The sequence below is a fragment of the Rhizobium sp. LjRoot258 genome (assembly GCF_964254185.1).
Classification (GTDB): domain Bacteria; phylum Pseudomonadota; class Alphaproteobacteria; order Rhizobiales; family Rhizobiaceae; genus Rhizobium.
Genome location: NZ_CAXUST020000001.1, coordinates 1421058 through 1445137, shown reverse-complemented (window position 1 = coordinate 1445137; position 24080 = coordinate 1421058). Strand labels below are relative to the sequence as shown.

At 57.4% G+C, this 24080-nt stretch carries 23 protein-coding genes, 1 tRNA gene and 4 pseudogenes; 14 read left to right on the top strand and 14 right to left on the bottom strand.

What is annotated here, in order from left to right; genetic code table 11:
* Both ACSQ9D_RS07315 and ACSQ9D_RS07310 read right to left on the bottom strand, forming a co-directional pair.
* Positions 1-1338: pseudogene (locus ACSQ9D_RS07315) on the bottom strand (ISNCY family transposase).
* A 4-nt stretch (positions 1339-1342) separates the two neighbouring features.
* Positions 1343-2011, bottom strand: a pseudogene (locus ACSQ9D_RS07310) (IS30 family transposase); the annotation flags it as partial.
* Positions 2012-2371: 360 nt separating this feature from the next.
* Between ACSQ9D_RS07310 and ACSQ9D_RS07305 the strand changes: the two are divergent.
* Together ACSQ9D_RS07305 and ACSQ9D_RS07300 are read left to right on the top strand one after the other, a co-directional pair.
* The gene (locus ACSQ9D_RS07305; RefSeq protein WP_436281681.1) at positions 2372-3271 is read left to right on the top strand and encodes a hypothetical protein; all 900 of its coding nucleotides are present in this window, start codon (positions 2372-2374) and stop codon (positions 3269-3271) included.
* 29 nt (positions 3272-3300) lie between these two features.
* Positions 3301-3699, top strand: coding sequence for a hypothetical protein (locus tag ACSQ9D_RS07300; protein WP_436281680.1), 399 nt, complete (start codon positions 3301-3303; stop codon positions 3697-3699).
* Between the two features lie 388 nt (positions 3700-4087).
* Here the strand turns inward: ACSQ9D_RS07300 and ACSQ9D_RS07295 are convergent, their stop codons facing one another.
* Genes ACSQ9D_RS07295 through metG form a run of 3 tightly spaced genes read right to left on the bottom strand, consistent with a single transcriptional unit; the run spans position 4088 to position 7263 of the window.
* Positions 4088-4918, bottom strand: coding sequence for an MBL fold metallo-hydrolase (locus ACSQ9D_RS07295; RefSeq protein WP_436281679.1), 831 nt, complete (start codon positions 4916-4918; stop codon positions 4088-4090).
* Between the two features lie 4 nt (positions 4919-4922).
* Positions 4923-5705 (bottom strand): TatD family hydrolase, encoded by a 783-nt coding sequence (locus ACSQ9D_RS07290; RefSeq protein WP_436281678.1) that lies wholly within the window; start codon positions 5703-5705, stop codon positions 4923-4925.
* A 7-nt stretch (positions 5706-5712) separates the two neighbouring features.
* Positions 5713-7263, bottom strand: coding sequence for a methionine--tRNA ligase (gene metG, locus ACSQ9D_RS07285; RefSeq protein WP_436281677.1), 1551 nt, complete (start codon positions 7261-7263; stop codon positions 5713-5715).
* Positions 7264-7501: 238 nt separating this feature from the next.
* Here metG and ACSQ9D_RS07280 point away from each other — a divergent pair, with 238 nt between their 5' ends.
* Positions 7502-8302 (top strand): sulfite exporter TauE/SafE family protein, encoded by an 801-nt coding sequence (locus tag ACSQ9D_RS07280; RefSeq protein ID WP_436281676.1) that lies wholly within the window; start codon positions 7502-7504, stop codon positions 8300-8302.
* On the opposite strand, the gene ACSQ9D_RS07275 is transcribed toward ACSQ9D_RS07280, so the two are convergent.
* The 4 genes from ACSQ9D_RS07275 to ACSQ9D_RS07260 form a co-directional block, all read right to left on the bottom strand.
* Complete coding sequence (locus tag ACSQ9D_RS07275) at positions 8303-9328, bottom strand: DNA polymerase III subunit delta' (protein ID WP_436281675.1); 1026 nt, start codon at positions 9326-9328, stop codon at positions 8303-8305.
* Positions 9321-10004: a dTMP kinase gene (tmk, locus tag ACSQ9D_RS07270; RefSeq protein ID WP_436281674.1), complete on the bottom strand. Its 684-nt coding sequence runs from the start codon at positions 10002-10004 to the stop codon at positions 9321-9323. The genes ACSQ9D_RS07275 and tmk overlap by 8 nt, the downstream gene beginning before the upstream one ends.
* A 115-nt stretch (positions 10005-10119) precedes the next feature.
* Positions 10120-11316 carry a D-alanyl-D-alanine carboxypeptidase family protein gene (locus ACSQ9D_RS07265; protein WP_436281673.1) on the bottom strand — a complete coding sequence of 399 codons (1197 nt, stop codon included), beginning with the start codon at positions 11314-11316 and terminating at the stop codon, positions 10120-10122.
* Positions 11317-11385: 69 nt separating this feature from the next.
* Entirely contained in the window at positions 11386-12486 is a 1101-nt protein-coding gene (locus ACSQ9D_RS07260) for a septal ring lytic transglycosylase RlpA family protein (protein ID WP_436281672.1), read from the bottom strand.
* Between the two features lie 367 nt (positions 12487-12853).
* Here ACSQ9D_RS07260 and ACSQ9D_RS07255 point away from each other — a divergent pair.
* The 3 genes from ACSQ9D_RS07255 (at position 12854) to ACSQ9D_RS07245 (ending at position 15145) form a co-directional block, all read left to right on the top strand.
* Positions 12854-12943, top strand: a tRNA-Ser gene (locus ACSQ9D_RS07255).
* 1283 nt (positions 12944-14226) lie between these two features.
* A complete protein-coding gene (locus ACSQ9D_RS07250; RefSeq protein ID WP_436281671.1) occupies positions 14227-14673 on the top strand; it encodes a hypothetical protein in 447 nt (148 codons plus the stop codon).
* Positions 14674-14773: 100 nt separating this feature from the next.
* The gene (locus tag ACSQ9D_RS07245; protein WP_436281670.1) at positions 14774-15145 is read left to right on the top strand and encodes a helix-turn-helix transcriptional regulator; all 372 of its coding nucleotides are present in this window, start codon (positions 14774-14776) and stop codon (positions 15143-15145) included.
* 65 nt (positions 15146-15210) lie between these two features.
* On the opposite strand, the gene ACSQ9D_RS07240 is transcribed toward ACSQ9D_RS07245, so the two are convergent.
* Positions 15211-15393 carry a hypothetical protein gene (locus ACSQ9D_RS07240; protein WP_436281669.1) on the bottom strand — a complete coding sequence of 61 codons (183 nt, stop codon included), beginning with the start codon at positions 15391-15393 and terminating at the stop codon, positions 15211-15213.
* A gap of 541 nt (positions 15394-15934) precedes the next feature.
* Between ACSQ9D_RS07240 and ACSQ9D_RS07235 the strand changes: the two genes are divergently transcribed.
* Positions 15935-16093: a DUF982 domain-containing protein gene (locus ACSQ9D_RS07235; protein WP_436283788.1), complete on the top strand. Its 159-nt coding sequence runs from the start codon at positions 15935-15937 to the stop codon at positions 16091-16093.
* A gap of 3 nt (positions 16094-16096) precedes the next feature.
* Here ACSQ9D_RS07235 and ACSQ9D_RS07230 read toward each other — a convergent pair.
* Positions 16097-16381, bottom strand: a pseudogene (locus ACSQ9D_RS07230) (non-homologous end-joining DNA ligase); the annotation flags it as partial.
* Positions 16382-17824: 1443 nt separating this feature from the next.
* Between ACSQ9D_RS07230 and ACSQ9D_RS07225 the strand changes: the two are divergent.
* The 3 genes from ACSQ9D_RS07225 to ACSQ9D_RS07215 all read left to right on the top strand — a co-directional run bounded on the left by ACSQ9D_RS07225 (position 17825) and on the right by ACSQ9D_RS07215 (position 19197).
* Positions 17825-18187: a hypothetical protein gene (locus ACSQ9D_RS07225; RefSeq protein ID WP_436281668.1), complete on the top strand. Its 363-nt coding sequence runs from the start codon at positions 17825-17827 to the stop codon at positions 18185-18187.
* A complete protein-coding gene (locus tag ACSQ9D_RS07220; protein WP_436281667.1) occupies positions 18177-18380 on the top strand; it encodes a hypothetical protein in 204 nt (67 codons plus the stop codon). The genes ACSQ9D_RS07225 and ACSQ9D_RS07220 overlap by 11 nt, the downstream gene beginning before the upstream one ends.
* A gap of 511 nt (positions 18381-18891) precedes the next feature.
* On the top strand, positions 18892-19197 hold the full coding sequence (locus tag ACSQ9D_RS07215; RefSeq protein ID WP_436281666.1) for a hypothetical protein: 306 nt from the start codon (positions 18892-18894) through the stop codon (positions 19195-19197).
* 36 nt (positions 19198-19233) lie between these two features.
* Here the strand turns inward: ACSQ9D_RS07215 and ACSQ9D_RS07210 are convergent.
* Positions 19234-19326: pseudogene (locus tag ACSQ9D_RS07210) on the bottom strand (helix-turn-helix domain-containing protein); the annotation flags it as partial.
* A 1177-nt stretch (positions 19327-20503) separates the two neighbouring features.
* On the opposite strand from ACSQ9D_RS07210, the gene ACSQ9D_RS07205 reads away from it, so the two are divergent.
* From ACSQ9D_RS07205 to ACSQ9D_RS07195, 3 genes are all read left to right on the top strand, one after another.
* Entirely contained in the window at positions 20504-20665 is a 162-nt protein-coding gene (locus tag ACSQ9D_RS07205) for a hypothetical protein (RefSeq protein ID WP_436281665.1), read from the top strand.
* Positions 20666-20877: 212 nt separating this feature from the next.
* Entirely contained in the window at positions 20878-21000 is a 123-nt protein-coding gene (locus tag ACSQ9D_RS07200) for an integrase arm-type DNA-binding domain-containing protein (RefSeq protein WP_436283787.1), read from the top strand.
* A gap of 105 nt (positions 21001-21105) precedes the next feature.
* Positions 21106-21252 (top strand): phage integrase central domain-containing protein, encoded by a 147-nt coding sequence (locus ACSQ9D_RS07195; RefSeq protein ID WP_436281664.1) that lies wholly within the window; start codon positions 21106-21108, stop codon positions 21250-21252.
* A 466-nt stretch (positions 21253-21718) separates the two neighbouring features.
* Here ACSQ9D_RS07195 and ACSQ9D_RS07190 read toward each other — a convergent pair whose 3' ends face one another.
* Positions 21719-22756 carry a hypothetical protein gene (locus ACSQ9D_RS07190; RefSeq protein ID WP_436281663.1) on the bottom strand — a complete coding sequence of 346 codons (1038 nt, stop codon included), beginning with the start codon at positions 22754-22756 and terminating at the stop codon, positions 21719-21721.
* 22 nt (positions 22757-22778) lie between these two features.
* Positions 22779-23132, bottom strand: coding sequence for a DUF982 domain-containing protein (locus tag ACSQ9D_RS07185; RefSeq protein WP_436281662.1), 354 nt, complete (start codon positions 23130-23132; stop codon positions 22779-22781).
* Between the two features lie 392 nt (positions 23133-23524).
* Here ACSQ9D_RS07185 and ACSQ9D_RS07180 point away from each other — a divergent pair, with 392 nt between their 5' ends.
* On the top strand, positions 23525-23746 hold the full coding sequence (locus ACSQ9D_RS07180) for a DUF982 domain-containing protein (RefSeq protein WP_436281661.1): 222 nt from the start codon (positions 23525-23527) through the stop codon (positions 23744-23746).
* Positions 23747-24080: the final 334 nt, after the last annotated feature.

Below are 24080 nucleotides of genomic sequence, written 5' to 3'. Positions count from 1 at the left end.
TTATTCCGCCGCTGGCTGCCTCAATAACGCTTTCTCTCGTCGCGCAATCACCGCCGGATCGTTCATAAAATCCGTCCTCCGCCCGGCTTGCGACCCCGCTTCTGATAGCCGTTGGCTGTGCTACCGTCCCGAATGCCGAACATATGATCCGTTTGGCCCGTTCGACTCGGACCGCTCTTGCTGCGCTGCTGTTGGCGTCCGGCCTGCATCTCGGCGACAATTGACAGCATGTCGTCCAGCCGCTTGTTATCGACAACCTCGGCACGATGCACCGAACGCAACGTATCGAAGGTCCTATAGGGCAGGGTGAAGCTCTCGTGCATGATCTCGAGCCGTCCGTCCGGGTAGTCGCAGACCACGACCTTCTGGCCCGCCAATGGCCTGGAAATCTCGGTCGGATCAAGGCACCATCGAGGTTCTCATGGTCGGCCAGCGGCCGGTGCATGTCCTTCGGGTTGCGTGGTTGCTTGCCGAAACGAGTGTTGAAATCCGCAATGAACTCAGGCGCATAGGCATTGGCAGCTTCGATCGTATCGATGCCGCGAAGCCGCATCTCCTTGACCAGCCGATCCTGCAATGTCTGGTTCGCACGTCCACACGGCCCTTGGCCTGCGGGGTGTTGGCACAGATGATGTCGATGTTCGGCTCATAAAGCGCTCGACCGAATTGTGTCAGGCCGCTCGTCCGGTCCTTCTCGGACGCATGGGTCGAACGAAAAACACCATGCTTGTCGCTATAGAAAGCCAGCGGCTTGCCCCATTGCTGCAGATAGGCCTTCGTCGCATGCAGATAGTCGAACGTGTTCTCCGACCCGGCAAAGCGCAGATGCAGAAGCTTTCCGGTGGCATCGTCGATATAGACAAGCAGGGCACATTTGGGGCCGCGGTTCTCGAACCACCAGTGATGTGAGCCATCGATCTGGACCAGTTCACCGAAACAATCGCGCCGGCTGCGCGGCTGGAAAACCCGCTGCTTGCGCTCGCGTCGCGAAACCCAGATACCGGCCTCTGTCATCCATTGGCGCAATGTCTCTTTGGCGACTGAGATGTGATGCAGTTCGATCAGCTTCTCGCGGGCCAACGTCGGGCCGAAGTCCAGATAGCGTTCGCGGATCAGATCCAGCGCTGCATTGCGAAAATCCTCGCTGTGGCGTCGATTGCTTGGTCGTGATCGCTTCTGCGAAACGAGACCGGCCGCACCGGAACGGTCATAGGCCTGCAGCAGCCGGTGGACCTGGCTTCGGCTGAGGCTCAGCTGTTCGGCGGCTTGAACAACGCTCAGGCGCTGACCGCGGATCTTCTGGACGACTTCAAGGCGATGCAATTCTTTCTGCGACATGGTGATCAAACAGGGGGCGCGAATGCCGGCTCGGATTCTTGATGAGAACGGTATAGCGGCTCTTGCGCTCGACGAGGGAGGTGACATTGGCATGGCCGAGTGGACGTTCGAAGATGAGGAGGTCGCCCTCCCAATGCCCAAACTGCGATCTATCTCCAATAAAATCAGGCCGTTGGGATATGCGGTGCGTGGCTGGAAACGTACCGTCCCGCGGCTTCCTGGAGCGCAGTGGACGACGTTTGCGGCGTCCTTCCGGTAGATACTGATAGAGACCAAGCCCATAATCTTCCTTGCTGTAGATAAAGCGATAGATTGTCTCCTTGCAAACGCGAACACGACTGAGGCCGTCCGACAGCAGGCGTCCGGCAATCTGTTCCGGAGACCAGAGAGCCTCCAACTGGTTGATGATCTCTGTTCGCAAATTCGGGTGACGCCGCAGCTTTTTCAGCCGGCGACGTCGGTCCTGCGCAATGTCGTTCGCAACCGTGCTGTAGTAGCCGTCGTAGTCCGGCAGTTCACGATCGCGAAACGTGTTGCGCTTGATCTCGCGGTAAATCGTCGAGCGATGGCGGCCAAGCCGACGTGCCATCTCGTTTACCGGAACTTTTGCCGCCACCAAGTGATGCAGGCGTCGGCGATCGGCGAGGGTGATCTGCGTATAGCATCTGGACATGCCAAAATCTCCAAAGTGAAGCCATTGAAATTACTGGCATGTCGCACTTGGAAATAGAATGTACCCCGCTACATCCATAAATCGGATAAGATAGATTATGGAACATCTGGGCGGTTTGACGGCTGTTGCGTTCCGCGATAACTCGCGGCATAGAGACCCGTCGTTCTCGTCGGCGACATCGATCTCATCAACGAGATAGTCGCGGCGGCCCCAGCGAGCTTAGCGAGGAATACTGCCCTTACGTTCGGTGTCGAATGATGCACGCATAAGCAGATTGTGTAGCTTGCCACACCCCAGCCAAGCTCTAGTCTCTTACCAGCATCACTTCGACGGCTGGAGTCGTCTTGAGACGGAGATCATATGAACCGCACGCATCCTGATCTCGTTCAAGTGTCTGTCTGGCCACGATCAGAGCGAGAGATCGCCAAGATCAGCCTAGCGGTAAAGGCAGTAGAACAACAATGCCCTGCGTTGAATGTCTGTTTCGATCCAGAAACTGGCAGCGCCGTCATTCGAGGACAAGACGAATCTGGGCTCCTTGCCGCGCTCGCTCTCATGGATCGCACCTACATCAACGTTGGTCCGCTCCGGGTTGTTTATCGTTTGTCGATCACGAACTCTATAGAGGTCGACTATACACACAAGAAACGGGCCGGTCCGGCAGGCGAGTTCGCCCGCGTTAAATTGCTCGTCTCACCGAAACAAGCCGGAAGTGGCTTCGAATTCAATTCAAGCATCGTTGGAAACGCGATACCGAATGAGTACATTCCTGGCGTAGCGAAAGGTGTTCTTCCGGCGATCCAGTCCGATGCACTTGCAAACGTTCCAGTGGTGACGGACATCAAGGTCGTGTTGGTCGATAGTGCCTTCCACGACCTCGACTCCTCAGTGATGACCTTCGAGATCGCTTCGCGTGCGGCTTTCCTTGACGCGCTGGGCTTGGCAACCTTGGTACTGTTCGAACCGATTATGAAGGTCGAAATTGCGGCACCAGAGGAATATGCTGAATTGATTGTCGAGGACCTCAAAGCGCGGAATGGGCGCGTTAAGGATCGACAATCTCGGGGCGGCGATGTGCTTGTCGATGCGACTGTGCCACTTGGCAACATGTTGGGGTATGCAGAAGTACTTGAGGTGTTTGCACCAGGCCGCGCCAAGCACACCCTCAAGTTTGATCACTACGCGCAAATCTCGCTGGAGCAACCCGATCCGCCTCTTCGGCCAGCAGCAGCAATTCGACTGGCATCGCCTGGCCTCTGAAGCCGCAAACTCGAAAAGGTCATTACGCAATGGCCAGGAGCCGTGAATTAAACGACGAGCAACGGGACGTGCTGTTGCGCAGCCTGACTGAAGTGGGTTCATCGAAGCCCGTGGGCTACCTGCCACTCTATACAATTGAGAAGTTCTTGCGCTCCGCCCCGGAAACCCTCGCTGCTATCGCAGCCAAGCACGGGCTCGCAACTGCGCAGTTCGCTCAGGCAGTTTCGTGTATTAAGAGTGGCGCGTTCTATGCGTACCATCGCGAGGCGCTCGGTGATCTCTTGCGGGAAAATGCTGACACCGTCCGCGTTGCGGGGCTTCCGCTCGATCCAGATGACTTCGTAGCTCACATTGCAGCCGTCTGGTACGAGGAGAGCCACCCAGCACGCCCTGTTATCGCGGCCGCGTTCGGCGATGGAGATCGTTGACCTCGCCCTGGAAACCTCGCGACCCTTCTCGCCGGAAAATGCAACAAGGCGCGGATTTTTAACAGCAACAGGGTCCCATCCCGTTGCGAACCTTGCTCGCAACAAAAGCAACAAACACCCCCAAAATGCTAGTGCAACACTAGGAGCACAAGGTTACGGCGTAGGATGCCCTATGTTGTCGCCGCTTTTGCTCACTCACTCACCCAGCTTCAGTGCCGAAACCGCACTCTTTGGAACCACGAAGCCATTTCGTATTTGTTGCATGTTCTGAAAATGGCCTGTTATCGGATCGTTTGAAGGCCATTCTGGCGTTGCGTTTGTGGGGCTCGCCGACCGCCTAGCGTTGAGACGTCCGGATGGATGCGTTGAGGTGAAAGTCTGCCAGTCGTCAGGCGCTTGCGAGTTCTGCCAGCTCGACATCGAAGCTCATCTGGTCGAAAGCCGGAACGACGTGGTCCGGCGTTTCGGCCATAACCGTGTCGTAGTCGAGCGGCGTATGCATATGGGTCAGGATCGCCCGCTTCGGCCTCAGGCGATCGATCCAGTCGAGCGACTGCTCGAGTGATAGGTGGCTCGGGTGATAACGGTATTGCAAGGCATCGATGATGAGAACGTCGAGTTCCTGAAGCTTTTCGACCGTTTCAGGCGGAAAGTCACTGATATCACTACAATAAGCGACATCGCCAACACGAATGCCGAGCGAGTGAATGTCGCCGTGCTGCTGCAGGTGCGGCCGGACGGAGATGGTTCCGCCCGCGCCGCTGATCCGTAGCGGCACGTCGAGGCTTTCGATGACTTTCGCTTCAACGATTGGCGGATAGTTACTGCCGGGAGGCGTTTCTATGCAATAGCCGAAACCCTGTCGAATGCGGTCCATGGTGTCCGGCGTCGCGTGGATCGGAACCCGCTGCTGCGCGCCGTAGAAATAGCCGCGCAGATCGTCGAGGCCATGAATGTGATCAGCATGGGCATGCGTATAGAGGACGGCGTCGATATGAGTGACGCGCGCGGCGATCATCTGCTCGCGAAAGTCCGGCCCTGTGTCGACAACGACGGTCGTGACGCCGCCGTTGTCATCATATTGCTGCACCATGAACGCCGCGCGGGTGCGCCGGTTTTTCGGATTGGTTGGATCGCAGGCACCCCAATCGCCGGTAATGCGCGGAACGCCGGGCGACGACGAACAGCCGAGAATGGTGAAACGCCGCCTGTAACCCACGCTGTCAGATCCTCGGCATCTTTGACAAAATGCGGAATGCGTTTTCCGTCGTGATCCGTGCCATCTCGGCATAGCTGAGACCGACCGTCTCGGCCAGAACCTCGGCCGTGTTCACGACATAGGACGGCTCATTGCGTTTGCCGCGCCAGCGCTTCGGCGCGAGGTAGGGCGCATCCGTCTCGACAAGCAGGCGATCGTGCGGGACCGTTTTGGCAATGTCGCGAAGCTCCTCCGACTTCGGGAAGGTCAGGATTCCGGAAAAGGAGACGTAGCCGCCGAGTTCAACGCCTACCCTTGCGAGTTCGGCGCCCGACGAGAAGCAATGAAGGATGAAGGGGAACGCCCCCCTGCCCGTTTCCTCGGTCAGGATCGCCGCCATGTCTTCGTCGGCGCTGCGGCTATGGATTACCAGCGGCAGCTGCGTCTCGCGCGATGCGTCGATGTGGCGCCGCAATCCGGTCTTCTGGTCTTCCGGTTTCTGCGTGTCGTAGAAATAGTCGAGACCGGCTTCACCGATCGCCACGATCTTCTCATGGGCATTGGCCAGCCGCACGAGATCGTCCGTCTGGATATCGAGCTCGTCGCCGGCGTTATTCGGATGGGTGCCTACGGAGCAGAAGACCGACGGATATTTCTCAGTGATCGCAAGCAGTCCGTCGAGCTTGCGCACGCGTGTCGAAATCGTCACCATCTGCTTGACGCCAGCATCGTGAGCACGCTTGACGATCTCGTCGCGCTCCTGCTCGAAGTCGGCGAAATCAAGATGGCAATGCGTATCGATCAGCATGACGTCCTCACGCTTCGGGCGCGATGTAACGCGGGAAGACCGGCTTCGGCGCTTCGAGCGGCGTGCCGGCGACAAGGCGACCTGCTTCGCCGAGTGCCGCGAAGTCGCGCCTGTCCGCAGGCGCCGCGACGAGATCCAGAAGCTTGCCGGCCGATCCCGGCACAAAGGGCTGCAGCAGGATCGCGATCTGGCGAACGACCTCGGCGGTCACGTAGAGCACGGTGCCCATGCGCGCCGGATCTGTTTTCTTCAGCGCCCAGGGTTCCTGACCTGCGAAATAGCGATCGGTCTCGGAAACGACTGCTATGATCGAAGCCAGCGCGCGATGGATGAGCTGCTTGCCCATATCGTCGCGTGTCGAAGCGAGCAGCGCGTCGGCCTGCGCCAGCATGGTCTTATCTTCATCCGTCAGTGGACCGCATTCCGGGATCTTGCCGTCGCAATTCTTGACGATCATCGACAGCGAGCGGCTGGCGAGGTTTCCGATGCCGTTGGCGAGGTCGGAATTGATGCGGGTGCCGATCGCCTCTTCGCTGTAGCTGCCGTCCTGGCCGAAGGAGACTTCGCGCAGGAAGAAGTAGCGCACCTGATCGAGGCCGAAATGAGCCACAAGGTTGACCGGATCGACGACGTTGCCGAGCGACTTCGACATCTTCTCGCCCTTGTTGAGCAGGAAGCCGTGCGCGAAGACGCGCTTCGGCAGCGGCAGCTTCGCCGACATCAGAAAGGCCGGCCAGTAAACCGCGTGGAAGCGGATGATGTCCTTGCCGATGATGTGAACGTCCGCCGGCCAGTACTTCGCCCGGGGGCCATTCTTGTCTTCGATATATCCGGTCGCGGTGATGTAGTTGGTCAGGGCGTCGACCCACACATACATGACATGTGAGGGATCGTTCGGTACCTTGATGCCCCAGTCGAAGGTCGTGCGCGAGATCGAGAGATCCTTGAGCCCTGACTTGACGAACGAGATGACCTCGTTGCGGCGCTCGGCCGGTCCGATGAAATCCGGGTTGGCTTCATAGTGTGCCAGCAGCTTGTCCTGATACTCGGAAAGCTTGAAGAAGTAGCTTGCCTCTTCCACCCATTCGACAGGCGTGCCTTGCGGTCCGTAGCGCACGCCATCGGCGCGCAGTTCGGTCTCGTTTTCCTGATAGTAAGCCTCGTCGCGAACCGCGTACCAGCCCGCATAAGAATCCTTGTAGATGTCGCCGTTCTCGGCCATCAGGTTCCAGATGTCACGCGACGTCTCGTGATGACGCTCCTGCGTCGTGCGAATGAAATCGTCATTCGACGCGTTAAGAAGTTTCGCCATCGACTCGAATTCGCCGGAGTTGCGATCGGCAAGCTCCTGCGCCGAGATGCCTTCGGCGCGCGCTGTCTGCTGCATCTTCTGGCCATGCTCGTCGGTGCCGGTCAGAAAAAAGACATCCTTGCCGTCGAGGCGCTGGTAGCGCGCCATGGCATCCGTCGCGATCAGCTCGTAGGCATGGCCGATATGCGGCTTGCCGTTCGGGTAGGAAATCGCGGTGGTGATGTAGAAGGGTGTCTTGTCTGTCATGGCGGCCATTCTTGTCCGGCTTACTCTATAAAATTTGTCAGCCGCTCTTAGCGCATGTCATGGCGAAGCGAAACACCAAGTTTCGAAAGCACCGGCGATTTACCGATCGCGGGCGTCCTGCACTTGACTCGATTTTAGGCGCACTCTACCCAAAGAAAACTCAAAGACGGGGCATCAGTGACGTGACATCTCCAGCATTCGGCAGCATCATTTCACGCGCAGGCTCGAGGTCGACTGTTTGACCGCCCTTTCCAGTTTCGATCCCCTCTATTCCCTCTCGGGGCTTCTCGTCGGCGCTCTTGTCGGCATCACAGGCGTCGGCGGCGGATCACTGATGACGCCCTTGCTGGTGCTTGTCTTCGGCATTCATCCAGCCACAGCCGTCGGAACTGATCTGCTCTACGCCGCCGTCACCAAGACGGCCGGAACGGCAGTGCACGGCATGCACGGCAGGGTGAATTGGCGCGTTGTCGGCTGTCTTGCTGCCGGCAGCGTTCCGGCCGCCCTGCTGATGCTCTGGCTGATGGCAGGTGTCGACCGCAAGAGTGTCGACGTCGCCCACACGATCACGACAGCCCTTGGCTGGCTGCTTGTCATGACCGCATTCATGCTGGTCTTTCGCAAGCAGGTCCTGGCACTTGCGCTTCGCTCCATTGGAGAGCGCTCTCCGCCCAAGCCGATCACGATCGCCATCTGGACGACCGTGCTTGGCCTGGTGCTCGGGATCCTTGTCACCCTGACATCGGTGGGCGCAGGAGCGCTTGGCGTGACGGTGCTGCTCGTGCTTTACCCGCGCCTTGATGTTCGCGAGATCGTCGGCTCCGACATCGTCCACGCTGTGCCGCTGACGCTGATCGGTGGCATGGGCTACTGGATGATCGGCGAGATCGACTGGGGAATGCTCTTTGCCCTTCTGGTGGGCTCGATCCCCGGGATCATCGCCGGCAGCCTGATCGCACCGAAGCTCCATGAACGGACCATCCGCATGGTACTTGCGCTGACGCTTGCCGTTGTCGCATGGAAGCTGCTCGTAACCTGATCAAGGCCCGGGCTGCTTGATGTCTCCGAGGATGCTGAGGATCGTCTGCTTGCGATCCAGATTGTAGGCCTCCGAAACGCTTAGTCGCTCGCCTATGTCGGAATGCAGGCGGGCGAGCCGCTCCGCTGCAGCAACCTGGCCCGCAATCGCAGCGGCCCGTGCCTTGCGCATCAGGTCTTCGGCGACATGGCTGGTGAAGAACTCAAAGATCGTATCGCTATCCTTGCCAGAAAGCGCATCCGCCAGCCGATGCATCGCCCTGCGGGCAGACGCTCCTTGCGCTTGCAGAACCTCGTTGTAAGCCTCGATGATCTCACCGCCGCCATAGTTCACCAGCTTCAGCGCTTCGCCCACGCTGCCGTTCGCAGCGGCAAACAGGTCGGGATCGCCGGCCTCGATGCCGAGATGCGCGAGCGCCGCGCCGAGGGCGCCGTCTTCAAGCGGCGCAAGCTTCAGTGGCAGGCAGCGCGAGCGAATTGTCGGCAGCAGCTTGCCGGGCGCATGCGAAATGAGCAGGAACAGGGCGCGCTTCGGCGGCTCTTCAAGGATTTTCAGAATCGCATTCGCGGCATTGCGGTTCATGTCATCGGCCGGGTCGATAATGACGATGCGCCAATTGCCGGTGCCCGACGTTTGCGAGAAGAAGCGCCCTGCCCGTCTCACCTCATCGACCGTGATGGCAGATTTGACCTTCCCCGTCTTGTCATCAACGGGCCGCGCCAGGTGAAGCAGGTTATGCGATGCGCCCGAGGCGATCTGGCGGCTCACCGGCGAGGCCGGATCGGGATCCGCCAGCAGCTCCGGCGCACTGGCCGGGTTGGGATGCGTCAAGACATGGTTTGCAAAGCGGAACGCCAGCGTTGCCTTGCCGATGCCCGGTGGCCCCTCGAGCAGGATCGCGTGGTGGCCTTTGCCCGAACGGTATGATTGCGCGAGGAATGCCTCGGCGTCTTCATGACCAAATAGCTTCACGTTCTCGGCTGGCCAAATGGCGCCGTCGAGCAATCCCGGCCGTTCATCACTCATGAGCTGCTTCCGCTACCTTTGCCGCAGCGGGACGCGACAGACGTTGCCAGATGATTTCGACAATCTCCGCGGCAATGGCTTCCTCGGTCTTCATCGCATCGATCACGCGGCAACGGTTGGGCTCCCGGGCAGCGATATCGAGAAAGGCTTCCCGGCGCTTCTCGTGGGTTTCCAGCTCTTCCTTCTCGAAGCGATCGGGGCTCACATCGCCAGCCGCACCGCGCCTCCGGGCACGCTCCAGACCAGCCCGTGCCGGCAGATCGAGGATCAGCGTGCAATCCGGGACGATGCCGTTGACGGCGGCGCGCTGCAGCGCCTCGATGAATTCCGATTCGAGATTTCCGGTCACACCCTGATAGACGCGGGAAGAATCCATGAAACGATCGCAAAGAACCACCTTGCCACTCATGAGAGCCGGCCGGATGACTTCCTCCACGTGATCATTGCGTGCTGCTGCAAAAAGGATTGCCTCCATGCGTGTTCCGAAGGCTTCGGCAGCACCCGACAAAAGCACATGACGCACGGCTTCCGCGCCTGGCGACCCGCCCGGCTCTCGCGTCAACAGCACCTCATAACCGCGACCACGAAGAGCCTCGGCAAGGCGACGGATCTGCGTCGACTTTCCCGCACCCTCCCCGCCTTCAAACGTTACGAACAATCCAGTTCCGGATGGCAATGACTACTTCCTGCATTACGGCGCTCGCCCGCACCACTGCTGTACATCTAGCGGAAGGCGGCGAAAAGCGAAACCGCCGGGCGACAACTCTCACCCTGAACGGCGAATATGGCGATCACGTGGGTTCGGGCTTATCCCACAGCCAGGAGAACAGCAACGTTTCGCCAAGCTCCATCAGAGCATCGACGGCGCGGCTGCTCAAAGAGCCGACCGCCACGGTCTCCTTCGTATAAAGCGGCACTTCACGCAACAGGCGGCCAGCCGCAAAGATCCGCAGCGTCCCTATTTCATGACCTGCCTCCACCGGGGCCATCAACGGCCAACGATAGACGATGCGCGCCGACAACCGCTCTGGATTGTTGATCGGGATATAGACGCTCACCGGCGTTTTCGCCACGAGATCGACGCTGCGCGACGTTCCACCGTAGACGCTGGCCTGGCCAATCACCTCAGCGTCGGCGAAAATCTGGCGGCTCTCGAACGCGGTGAGCCCCCATTCGAGCACGCGTTTGGCCTCTTCGGTGCGCTCCTTGTCGGAGGCAATGCCGCCCAGTGCCATAAAGAGCCGCCTGCCGTCGCGTTCGGCTGAAGCGACGATGGAATACCCTTCTCCCTCGGCAAAGCCGATCGCCAGGCCATCAACCCCCATGCCGAAACCGAGCAACGGGTTACGGTTGCGCTGGAAGATCCTGTTCCATTCGAAATCGGGCTGCGCGAAATAGGGATAGAGGTTCGGGTAGGACTTTTGCAGTTCCGAGGCCAGCGTCACCATGTCAAGCGCAGTCGTCTTGCTCTTGCCGTCAGGCAGCCCGGTCGAATTCCCGAAGATAGACCGCTCCATGCCGAGCGTTTTGGCGCGTCGCGTCATGGCCGCCGCAAAGGCCGGCTCACTACCGCTCATTCCTTCGGCGAGAATGATGCAGCTGTCATTGGCGCCCTGAATGGCGACGCCCTTGATCAGATCCTCGACGCGGACATTCGACTTGAGAGCGGCAAACATTGTCGCCGTGCGCGACGGCGCGCCGCCGGTTCGCCAGGCGTATTCGGAAACGGGATATTGCGTATCGAGTGTGATCTGATTGTTTGTGAGCGCGTCGAAGACGAGATCCACCGTCATCAGCTTCGCGAGCGATGCTGGCGAGAAGGTCTGATTCTCGTTCTTGGCAAGAAGCACGGTGCCGGTGGAGGCCTCGATCATGTAGGCTTGCGCTGCCTTGGTGACAAATGACGCGTTGGTATCACTGTTCGCCGCAACGGCACCCGTTGCAAAAGGCAGAAGACAAACACAGAGGCGAACTAAACGCTTGAACACCGAAAACCCCACAGCTCGGGCGACCTTGACGATGCTAACGGCGGACCGAGAGCGACGCAATGGCCGCCGTTACTCGCCGTGCGCGGCGGCCGCCTTCTGCCGCTTGAAGGATGCCAGGATGGAGTCCTGCGTGAGCCCGTCGTTGCGAACCATCACTGCATCGAAAGCGAGCTCGACGGTAACGGTCTTGGCGCCCTCTTCCTGATACCCCATTGCGAGAGAACGCTGCCCTCCATAGGGACGTTCATATGGGAAAGGACCAAATTCCGGCAGAACGACCATCTGCCCGGCCGTCGGCTCCGCCAGCGGTGCGACGCCGCCAAAGGACGGAGACCGCATCGGCGTCGGAACGGGCGCGGCATTGTAGCTGGCGCTCGGGGTCGAGCCGGCATAGGACGTCGCCGAGACCGGAACCGGGACACTCTCCGGTTCAGGCGTGAAGCCGCCGAAGCTCTGGAGTTGGTCTGCGGTTATGCGCTTGCTGTTGGAGGCAACCATGACGCCGGTGGCGATCTGCCCGCCGCCCGGGTTGATGCCCGGAATGCGGCTGCCCTTCGGCACATAGGAGGCCATCAGGTAGGGCATGTCGTGACCATCCATGCGGGCACGGCCAACATACTGGACGCGGACTTTTCCGGTACCACTATGCTGCAGGTCAAGCATGTCCGCCGTCTTGTTGGACAGGTCGATGATGCGCCCTTCGTGATATGGGCCACGATCGTTGACACGAACGATAATTGACGAACCATTTTCCGTATTCGTCACACGCGCATAGCTCGGCAGAGGAAACGTCGGATGCGCGGCGGAAAGGTGCATCTGGTCATAGACCTCGCCGTTTGCCGTCAGGCGACCATGAAAGGCCGAACCGTACCATGAGGCAATTCCGACCTTGCTGTACGAAAAATCTTCCTTGGGGTAATACCACTTACCCTTCACCACATATGGGTTTCCAACGATATAACGACCGCCGCCCTTCGGGATATTGTTGCCGGTGGCAACGCGCGGACTAGCCTTAACGCCGTATTCCTTCTCCGAGAAATATTCCTTGCCGTGACTGCGTTTTGTCGGAGTAGGCGCCGTGCCACAAGCCGTCACCGTTGCGCAGATGAGCGACAGCCCAACCCATCGCATTCCCGTTGCGAATGACGCCGCCCCGTAGTCTCGTTTCATATGTCCCACGCCGCTCAAGACCGTTATGGTTAAGAAATCTGCCCCGATCTGGGCCAGACACCCCTAATCCCACCAACCTAACGAGACTTTAATCATGCGGCTTTCATGGCGAATTTGCGAAGCATTTCCCCGAGATAGGGACAATTCTAATTAATATGGTTAATAAGTAACTAATTTAACACTCTGACGAACACGCTCGGCCCGTGCTCAGCAGGCAAGTCGGCAAGGGAGATTCCTTTCCGCTAAGCCGATAGAACCTGTTGACGCTGCCCCCGAACGGCTCTAAACGCTGCATGGCCTGAGTTAACCGCGATAGGCGACAGCAGCAGAGGCGCCGGCTCCGAAAACCGCGTCAAATCAACTGCATGGAAGAGTGTCCGAGTGGTTTAAGGAACCGGTCTTGAAAACCGGCGTGCGGGAAACCGTACCGTGGGTTCGAATCCCACCTCTTCCGCCAATTGTCATTGATATTATTATGTTTATTTAGTTTCTCGGCGAAAAATAGCGGATTATTATAACGCATGTTTGAGGCTCATTTTAGCCAACTGGAACCTTTCGCCTTGCCGCCAGTTTTACCATCGCAGCGTTTCCAACACGCTGTGGGACCAGCATCGCCCAAATGCAGAGGTCCGCAATAGGCCCGGCCGTGGGTACCCTCCTCCGCCGGGCTTTTGCTTTTCTACCTGCTGCCTTGGAACTTTTGAGGGGCCTGTCAGTTAGCGGGACGCAATGGACTCTGACAGGTCATAGCACGCTGGTATCCAGTCCCTCTAGAACCAGCAGAAAGGGCTCGGCGTATTACCGTCGGTCCGTTTCACTTTGCCTGTGGCATCGGAAGAAAAACCGACGGTGATCCGCGACAATCCTGCAACCAACCTCGGCGCGGCGCGTTTCTTCACGTGCGAAATCCGAGGATCCAATCAATGAAAATCATATCTGTTGCGGCAGTAACCATGGCTTTATCCGCTGGCGCTGCCTTCGCCCAGCAGCCGAGTGATGCGCCGTCTCCGCCACCTAACACCACGACTGCACCGCCCGAATCGACAGCGCCAGCGCAACAAGCAGCGCCTCCCTCAAATCAGGATCGCCAACGCTCTGATTGGCACAGGGGGCGTGGTGATCGTCCGATGGCGTCAAGGGCCGCGCGTTTTTACGTCCAGGATGGCGACGTCAAAATTCGCATCCAGTGTGCCGATGACGAGCCAACAAAGGTTTGCGCCGACCTTCTATTGCAAATGCTCGACAGATTGGATGGGTCCTCATCGTCGAGAGGCGATCGCGATCGCGATCGTTACCGCGACCGCGACCGCGATAGTGACAACTAACGGTTGGGGTTGTTGCAAAAGAAAAAACCCGCCGGCATTCGCGCGAACGCCTAACGACACCTCTGGCCGAGTAAGCCATGGGTCTATGATTGCGACACCTACGTATAATTTCGCACGGAGCGCGCTACTGATAGGTTAACTCATCGCCTCAACACTCTCCCATGGAGGCGATCTATCGATCGACCTCGGTGTCCTCCCTCCCACCGCGGTCGGCGGAAATTGAAATCCGCGTTGACCGCCTCGATTTTAGCCGGTCTTTTTTCGGTTCCGATGCCTGCCCGTGACAACATAAGAAAAAGCCCCTGCCCGATCGAGAGCAACGGCCCGTTGCTCGACCGTCTCCCTCTCTTCGCCACAGACGACGAGATTGCAATCGCCATCGTCGGCAAGAAACGAGCTTCAGAGTGGAAGCGAGGTGCGCTTCTCATCCTTGAGGCTCGCGGGTTTCCTCGCGTCGATGCGCCTTCATGGCGGCAGACCCGTGCCGCTTATTCGGAAGTGGTATGAACTGCACATGGGCCTTCACCGCAGTTATGTGCGGCCGACGCTGGAAGACGGAAAAGAAAATCCAGAGGCCTGGACGAGGTTGAAACGAGAGCGGCGCGCCGACAGAAAGCCGCAACTAAACTTAGATACCCGCTCGCAGACAGTGTTGCGTTATATGATCGAGCATCCTGCTGCTCGTACTCACCGCGACATCCGGGGCGTGGGCGAACGAACGCTGGAAAAGCTTGCACAATCAGGCGCCGTTGCGGCCGGAGGGCTGAGCGCTTGCAATGATCGGACATGGACAGTGACGGATGTGGGCCGCGAAGAGATAAGGCGGATCGACTGCTGGTATTTGGGGAAGTCCGGAGGCTAATCCATTGACCGAAGCCCCTCGCCTCATAGGCCGCAAGGAAGCGGCCGCGTACTGCGGTGTGCCCCCCACATGTTTTTCCATGTGGGTTTCTGCAGGCAAGATGCCACCAGCAATACCGGGCACCAGGAAGTGGGACCGTAAGGCAATCGATGCTCGTCTCGACGAGCTAAGCGGCATTGGCGATGCAGCTGATCAGCGAAGCGATCTGAAGAAATGGCGAGATGAGAAAAGGGCAGATCGACCTCGCCACGGCCTTGACGCCAAGACCGAAAACATCCTTGTCGCCATGTCTTACAACACTGCTCTGGACACGCTTGACCAGCTGCCGGGGGCAGGCCCTGTCATGATGGGCCGGCTAGTCGCAAAGAAACTTGTCGTTTGCCAGGGGGCGGGAAACGAGCAGCGCTACAAGATCACCCACGAGGGACATGCGGAGGCTGTCCGGATCTTTGAGATGTGGAAGAGGCGATGAACGCCTTCGTCGCCATTAGCTTGCTCCGTAAGCAACGCTTGACGGCTCAGCGGCTTGGATTACACTCAACCCATCATGTTTCTGACGGCTGACCACGGATGAACTGGCAGTTGTTGAGGCAGATTAAAAAGGTCGGCGCCGAGGGAGGTGCCGGCCTTTTTCACGTTAAATTGAAGCGCAGAGCCCATGAAGATTCCGCCGGGTGAGAACGGTTTCCAAGCTCCGCACACCGGGTTATTTGCTTTCATGCTTTCCGTGGTAGGCGTACAATAATGAGGTCGGCACCATCGTTTCCTGGGCAGAGCCGAGTGGGAGATCATACGTGCTCTTGCCTTGAGCGGGAGCCGTACAATGAACTTCCTCACCGAAATTCTCCTTAGCGAACAACACCTAGAAACCGTCACCAACTCCGTCCAAAGGTGGTGCGCTGCGACCCGATCCGAACCTGAGAGCGTTTCGGCGCGGACGGCAACAAGCGTAGCTATCGAGTTGCTGTCGACAAGTCCCGCCGTAACGTCCGAACATTTGCTAGAATTGCTCCTTCAACGCGTTCCCGCTGCAGCTGAGAGGTAGCGTGGAACAACCAGCCACGGCTGCGGTTTACGGAGTGGATCGCCGGGTGAGGATCTTTCTCCCCTCACGTGAAACGCTGGCTGACTGTGCGATCACATCGGCCCACTGCTGTAATGTGGAATCGGAGACCTTGTGTCGGCATCGGGGTGGCTCGCTTTGATCGTGGAACGCAACCAGGCCTTCCACACCATCGCATCAGCAGAAGAAGCACTTGCTATGCTATTTGCGAATTGGCCGGTCGTAAGCGGCACCGCCTTCGTTTTAGCGCTGGAAGCCTGCGCCGGGACGGCGACGGGCACAGTGACCCAGGAAGAGGCTCAGTCCGCATTCCTTGCAGCGGCCCTTGAGGCAAGGGTTGTGTTTAGGATCGCCTAAGCATCACCCAATCTCATAAACGGCCGCATTGTCCTGCACCTCGCGCAGGCCCTTATAGGAGGCATGTCGCAGTTTCCCGTCGTGCGTCCAGGCGCGATACTCGATTTCGGCGATGAGGGTCGGCTGGACCCACACGAGGTCCTTGCGCCGCCCCTCATACTGGACAGGCGGCGTCTTCCGCTTGATCCGATCAAGCGTCTTGCGGAGGTACTCGGCACTACGCTCGTTGAAGCCTGTTCCGACGTTGCCAACGTAGACCCAGTCATTCCCCATACGCGCAGCTAAAAGGCCCGGCGCATCTACTGTTATCTTTGCTTCAAAAGGGGCGCGTCACACCGTTATCAGCCCTACTCATGACGAGCACAAACGAGTTCTGAGCTATCTTCGTGAAATTGGCATAGATAATCCGCATCTCGAATTCACAGCAGGTTTTTCAGACGATGTTTTACCGAGGATTTCCAATCAGCCCGAGCGGTTGGCGGGGTGGGACGCATGGTTCGCGAACAATCTGGGAGCGGATGCAATATCAAAGAAATTTAGCTCTTCCGACCAGGTCGAACTATGGAACGACCCCGCCGAGCGTACTTTCGACTACATATTTATAGATGGCGCGCACGCGTTCCCATATCCAGTTATTGATTGGCACTACGCGACGAGGTTGCTGAAGGTTGGCGGACATCTTTTGCTGGATGATATTCCTATACCCGCCGTAGCCTGTGTTTATCGATATATGATTTCTGATCCTTGTTGGAAACTGAACAATATTCTCGACAACAGAGTCGCGGCCTTTGAGCTTATTGCTGAGCCCGCACCTGAAGATTACACACTACAGCGTTACAATAGGCGTCCTGATTTCGGTTTTTTACCAATCCACCAACGATCCTACATGCTGATCGCAACGGAAGTTCGACGGATGAGGCGGGAACTGGGAAACCGGATGCCCGGCTTGCGACAACATTGGCGGCGCCTCCGCCAATCGCCCCAATGAGGCATGACGACCGGAGCCACGCAACCGCTTGTGCCCATAGGGATTCCTTTTGTCCAGCGGACGAGTGAGGTCGGCGCCGAAGGGAGGTGCCGGCCTTTTTCACGCGTTACCTTTATAGCCTCTCGTGCCAGTGGGAACAAAAACGTGTGACGCCATTTTCCTTCTATCAATGGAGGAAATGTAATGTCCTATGATCCTAATTCTGAGAAAGGCCTCGATCTTCGCGCGACGCCACGGGCGCGCCGTGGCGGAGGCTTCTGGGGTCCTTGGATTGCTCTCGCCGCCATCATTTTGGCAGCAGCATTTTCATGGAACCAGTGGGGCGGCATGGCAACCGACCCAAGTCCAACAGCATCAAAGCTTTACGGACAGCTTGAAGACGCTGGTGCGAGAGCACTCGAGGCTGGCGACCGTGAGGAGTATTGGCGGATAGTTGGAGAGCAGCGGAAGGTCGGCGTCCTCCGCCCCTACATAACTCATTCCTTTGGTGAGGGAGCCAGGCCCGTGCCTTTCCACGCCAAATGAATAGTGATTTCGCAACTGTGGTGGACATCGGCGAATGGACCCTGAGGGAATTGGACCAACTCGCTGCTCGTCCCGCCGCCTAGTCGGAACGATTGCTGTTACCGATCTCGCGCGTGACACTTTGGACCTCGTCGCGAAACTGCGACTCAAAGAATGTTGACTCCATCTGCAAACGGAACATAATAAGAACATTCAACAAGCCCATGAGGAAGACGGCAATGAAAAAGATGCCGATCGCACAGCCGTGCGCTGAAAAAATTACTGGCACCTACTGGACGACGCCGACGAAAGCGACGATGGCTGAAATCCATCCCTTGCTGATGGCGGTCATAATCATGATGCCAAACCATAGGTCTTGGTGCCTCCACTCGGCTGACGTCTACGAGATGAACTCCGGAGGCCCTCTCGGCTATTTCGATATCGCGTTTGATCCGCCCACCCACAGGGCGTGTGGCTACTACAGCGCGATCGGGTCTCAAGTCGTAATGCGCTCCCCGATCTGGTTCGAATGCGCCGGAGACGTCGACGACGTTATGCGGGCCTTCCATGCACTCGTTAGAGAAGCAGGTCATGTCTTCTAAGTCCGCGAAACAATTGGACACAGATTTCGAGGTCGAAGCCGCCCTCGCCTTCCATGACGAGGATGCCAAGGCGACGATCGCCACTCTCCTTGGAGATATCAAACATCTTAGGATGCAGCTGGCGTTGGCGGAAGCCGCGATGAGCCGAGGCATGACCCGCGGGTGGACGCCCAAATTCGAACGGGAGCCTTGATGTGCTGGATCGAACTAGCCGATTTGCAAAGCCAAGCTTCGAAGTGGCCTTCAGAAAATCGTGGGTTGCCCAAGGACTGAACTTCGAGAACCCGATCAATGTAAGCGTCGCCAAAAAGATATTCCGCGCGGGCTACGCATCAGGTCGCAGAGCCGACCTTAACCGATACATCTTCACCGCCGGCCGCTTCCGCATAACGGTTTGGGCCGACGGGCTTCTGGAAGCGAAACGGAAAGCGGCCGCCGAGGCAGACATTAGAGCCGCCAAACGAGGTTGGAAGCCGCCCAAAACCGGGTGGGTCCTCAAGGAGGTCTAATGAGCCACATCGATCGTCCAACATTACAACGTGCTCCTAAGCTGGTGGCGCGGAGATGCCATTGCGGCGACTGGGCAGGCTTTGGATTCTGTGAAGGGAAAGCGAGAACTGGTGACGTTGGAAGCATTATCCGTGCAAGACGTCGGCACGGCTTGAGGCTGCCGAGATAGCGGAAGCGCTTGCGGCAGGGCTTTCGTGATCAAGCAACTTGGTGACAAGCACTGGTTGTTGAAAGCCGTGCTCCGACGAAGTCTTCTTTTCTTGATAGGCCCTGCGAGGTTCAATGGAAACAACCTCAAAAATGCACGTGTCTTTAAGTTTCCAAACGCCCGTTATGCAGCTCTTGGCAACAAAAGGTTCGTCGCATCACCAGCATTTTTCCGACAAATGGCAGGCGTTGAGCCTTTGGATGCATTCGCAATGCATCGAAGGCTCAACGCCATCCTGTTGCCGAATCCTGTCGATTCACCGTTCAATGAACAAAATCCAAGGTTTAGCTGAGTTCATAGTTTTGGGCTGTTTCGCGCGGTCCTCCACTCAACCGGGTCGCCTTCGTTCTACGTTTGCAGCCTCAAGAACGCGATAAACTGCGGATGGGGAGATACCGAACTTGCGAGCAATCTTTGTGCCGCCAGCCCCTCCTGATACATCAAAACAACCTCATCGGAGTGAAGTTGCGCAGGGCCCAGGTTGCCGGGAACCCATTCGTAACATCCTGATTTCCCACGATTTCTCAGTGTTCTTATTACTGTTCCGCTTCTCCCGCCAAAATTCCCCTCCATGCCATTGATTTTGTTCCGTATTTCAAAGAACAAGAGTAGGCTTACCCACTTTTCTCCCCACTCCATTTTGTCGATAGAATGCTCTGGTGGATGCCCGCCCGCTTCATTCGCGAAGCGGGCAGGCACAGTTTTTCTCGTCGTTCAGGCTCCGGGCGACCGGTACGATTTCGCCAGGTCACAGCTCAAGGGTCAGCGCGCTCTAGTCGCAAATGGTCCGATATCGCACCACCCGGTGGCCATACCTGTATCTGTAGTATTTCTGTGTCCAGCACCGTTGGCCGTAACGATATCCCGGGTCGCCATCGTAGTCATCGTCTGCGTAGCGTGGAGGGTAACGATAGTATCGTGGTGCTGGCCGATCATCGTAGTAGCGAGGTCCAGCGCCGTACTCAAAGTAGATCTGAGAGAATGCCGGCGACGCTGACAACGCAGTCGCAAACGCCAGCGCTGCGATAGCGAACTTCTTCATGTCTTATTCCATTCCGATTTACACACGGTCGTCTGCAAGGCTGTGTCTCAGGCCTCGAATATTGATACCATTGCCGTTGTTTCGGAACATTGGACCTAAGTCCGATCAATCAGGGACTTCGGCTCTGGTGTCTTCAGGACTTTGGTCCAACTGTTCAAGCCGGCCCGGCCCTGCATAACTTATGTTGTCCCAACCCCTCGGACACCGGAATGCTCCGGGCGTGCCCCTCGCATGCTACACCCCACGGAGCATTCCGGATCTGATGACGGAACAAATCGGCGGTTACGGCGTGGTTTCAGCCAGTTGGAACGAAACACAGCGAGCCGCGTTGAGCGAATACACGGTAGGTTCTGACACACCTGCCGTTCCTTTCCACGTCACTCTTCCTCGCCCCGCTTGTGCCCATGCGGGGCTTTTTGTAGCAGAGCGATAATCAGGCGGAATTACTGGCGGACGGAACGCCGGAGCGCACGGAGCGACTAGCCGGCCTTTTGATCCCGAGCGGCATCAGCAGAGACAAATCAATAACACGAATAGCCATCCCGCGACACAAAGCATGATGCCGATTGCCGTGAACCTCACCGCTATCTGGCACCAAATTGCGGCAAAGGCCGTCGTCACCATTCTCATTAAAACTCTGGCTGATGAGGATGAGGAGCCAATGGCGGGCGACGCTATACGGTTTAGCTCGGAAACGAAAACGCTTGCATTGCGTTGATTTTACTCATCTCCGCTAGGCTCTGCGGAGATTTTTGAAAGAGAGCAGGAACAAAAGACCTTTTCGGAAGGTTTTCACCACCGCTTTGAGATGAAACCATCGGAAGGTATTCGATGCGGCCAGCGGCGCGCTTTACGTCCTGCTCACACCGAGCGGGGTCAAAGCTCTGGCGATTGAAATACCGATACAATGGGTCGGAAAAGCTTCTTTAGATCGGGCCCTACCCCGAGATTTCCTTTCTGGACGCGCGAAGCCAACGCGATGCCGCGAAAGCTCTTCTGCGTGCAGGCAAAGATCCGGGGACAGAAAAAGCTACAAAAGCTCAGTGCGGTTGAAAATGTAGAAAATATCTTTGACGCCGTGGCGCGAATGGTTCCGGTTGAACAAATCAACATGGGTCCCGCGTCACACCGATGATGTGATCGGCAGCCTGGAAAAAAATGGTCTTCCCGCACTTAGGAAGCGTCCCAATCCGAGAAATTACGGTGCCGAGCCTTGTCGGCGTTCTGCCGTTAATTGAGGCGCGGCCAGCGATAGAGACCGCGCCTCCGCGGCCCCCGTGTGGTGTGTGCCCAGTGAAGGAATAGTCCGTGGTCCGGTCAGTAACTGCATGAGCGGTCGTTACTCGGCCTGAAGCCGTCCGCACAAGCCGGGTTCACGGAGTTCCTGGGTTGGTATTGATAATCAGGCGGGTTTGGATTTCGCGGTGTCGTCGTACACGCTGAAGTAATCGCACCCAGACAGATCAGCATTCCGGCTGCTATCATTGCCTGAAATCTGCTCATGTGGGGTCTCCTCGCCGTTGAGACTTTGCGTCCTAGACGCAAAAATGCCGCACCATCAAGCAGATGCGAGAGCTATCACGAACACTTGACCGCCCTCGCCCGACGCGCCTAGCTTCTTATCGCGGCTCACCGATCCGCATTCGTTCCGTCACCACCGGACAGTCACAGCTTTCGGCACTCCCGCCGCCGGCTGCAGCACGACTCGGTGGCACGGGATAAAGCCGAAAATCAAAGAGCCGCCCTGGTGAGCATCCTTCGCAAACCTGCTTTACGGCCTCAGGCATCTGCAAATGACAGTCGAACCGCGCACCGAACATGACGGGTCTTTCACAGGTGTCCACTGCGATAGTTCTCCAGAGAAGGTGGATTTCACGAAGTCCCGAATTTGATCCTGAACAGGACTGACGTCGCGTGGGATGCTGAAGCAACTCCCAGTTTGACCAGATGTGAAGCCCAGGTAGTCAAACGTGGTCCAGCCACCGGCCTTTTGAAGAAGGGTATCCCCCTTAAACTCCGGCGAATGGACGGCGGCTTCAATCTTCCTCAACCTGGCAGGATCCTCGTTGCAAAACCAAATTGGATTGTCTTCCTGCCAACTCTCCACCGTGCAATTGGCCCCAGCGTATACGCTCGTAATGGTATTTCCCCACGCATCGGCCTCATTCACATCAATTATTTTAAGAAGATACGGCCAGGTGGCCTCCAAGCCAGTATCGAAAACTCGCACCATCTTGAGCGTCCCGTTGCGAAATTCTCCCTTCAGGTCAATTCCATCGGCGGCCAACTCGTCAACGATGGAGATGAAGTCTGGGTAGGGAAGCCCGTTAACTGAAAGGAGACTTATGTTCTCTTTCACCCCACGGATATGTTCGAACTTTTTACTCCTTAGCGCCCTTATGATCCGAACCGTAGATTCAGCACCGCGTCTTTTGATTCCTCCGACGGCGACAGCATAGGCACTCGAGTAACGACCGGCGAAATAGTCCCATCCCTCTTGGTCCGCGCCATTCTCCATCAGCAGGTCAATCAAGCGATCATCAGCCTGCGCCAGTAGAGCTTCCTTCACAAAGCTTCGCTTGAATCGCCCATCGGCAAATCCATTTCCGTCGACATTCCCACGACGTAAGATAGTGCGAGCGCTAAGAAAATCGTTCTCCCCTATGGCCGTTATCAAGGCGCGACCATCATCGGTAACGGGATCTGCGATTGCAACCTTTGGCAATCCGCAATTAAGAAAGAACGGCACTAGCGTCATTGCGATGAAAAGTGGCCGCCGTCGCGTGATACGTCGAGGAGCGACAATCATGTGCTTACCTTGGACCCGCCTTCTATGAGGCGTACTTTCCGACGTCGCCCGCTTGAGGGCGCTGCTCATCATTTCTTAAGCCCCGCCCTCTGCGGGGCTTCCTTTGCAAAGCCTCGCCATCGTCCGGCAAAACGCGCAGCCCCGCTTCGTGTGCCGCAATTACGAAAGCGGCCCGAGCCGTCGCTGCATCAGTGTAGAATTCCAGGGCCTCCAAGGACGCCACAAGTGCACGGTGGAACGATGGACGGCTTTTCGGCCATTTGCTACTTAGGAGCATGGCGGCGAGATCCGCGACTGTATCAGCATGCCGATATCGGCCGTTGCCTTCAATTTCGACGTCCATCGGGTTGATAAAGACGGGGATTTCGCCATCCATACTTCTAACCTCCCTTGACTTTTCCAACTGTGATAAATGGAAACCGATTCGCTTTCGTCCAGAGCTTTGGCCGGTTTGTTGTCGTTCGCAGCTACCAGGCTTCCGGCATCGGTAACCGTGGGGCGTATTGCTGCCGCGTCGTTGAGCTTTTCGAGGCCGGCACGCTGACCCGTGGCAAGATTTTGCCGTGGATCATTGGGCCCTGCGCCGAGGCCTGGGAATGGACCGCCTTGAGTGCGAAAAGATGTGCGAATGGGCATGTGTTTTCTTGATCAGACTGCTGGGTTGGCAGCGTGCTGAACGGCGAACAAAAGCCGTCACACGACACCGTCATTAGACTCTGAGCTCAACTTGCTTTATGCTTCTAGTAGAAAAACAATAAGGACATGCAAGTGAACATTGTACTATGGGATCGACCGATCCGCGCCGGCGGCACTTTGATCTTTGGACCGCTGGCGGCAAAAGAGTTCATGATCACCAGTTGGCCAGAAGCAAAAGATCGTAACTTCGACAAGGCTGTGGCGGCGATCCTTGCGGCAATCCGCGGTCGAGGATCGCCGGATCTGGCGCGCGAGCGCTTTGAGAAGGCGCTGCTATCGGCAGAGCTGGTTTAGGCCCCTGATGCGGGTTAGCCGTTCACGACCTCCTCGGGCACGGTCGGGATGGTTGCGCAGGTGATGGTCGAAACCGAACCCTGGTTTTCCATTCTCTTGATATGTGCCATTGACCCTCCTTTCGATCGCCATTGCAACGTTGCCAACATGGATTCAGGCAGGGGAAAAAACGGGAAAAAACCAATTTCAAAAGCACCCTGGCGATGCGGCAAATAGAGACGGCAGCGCTGCTTGCCCCATGCCCACAGTGCAAGTGGCGCAAACCCGTCGACGGTGGGAGATACAAAGGAAGTTCGAAAAGGATTACGCTAGGCCAGGTCGCAGGTCTGATGTG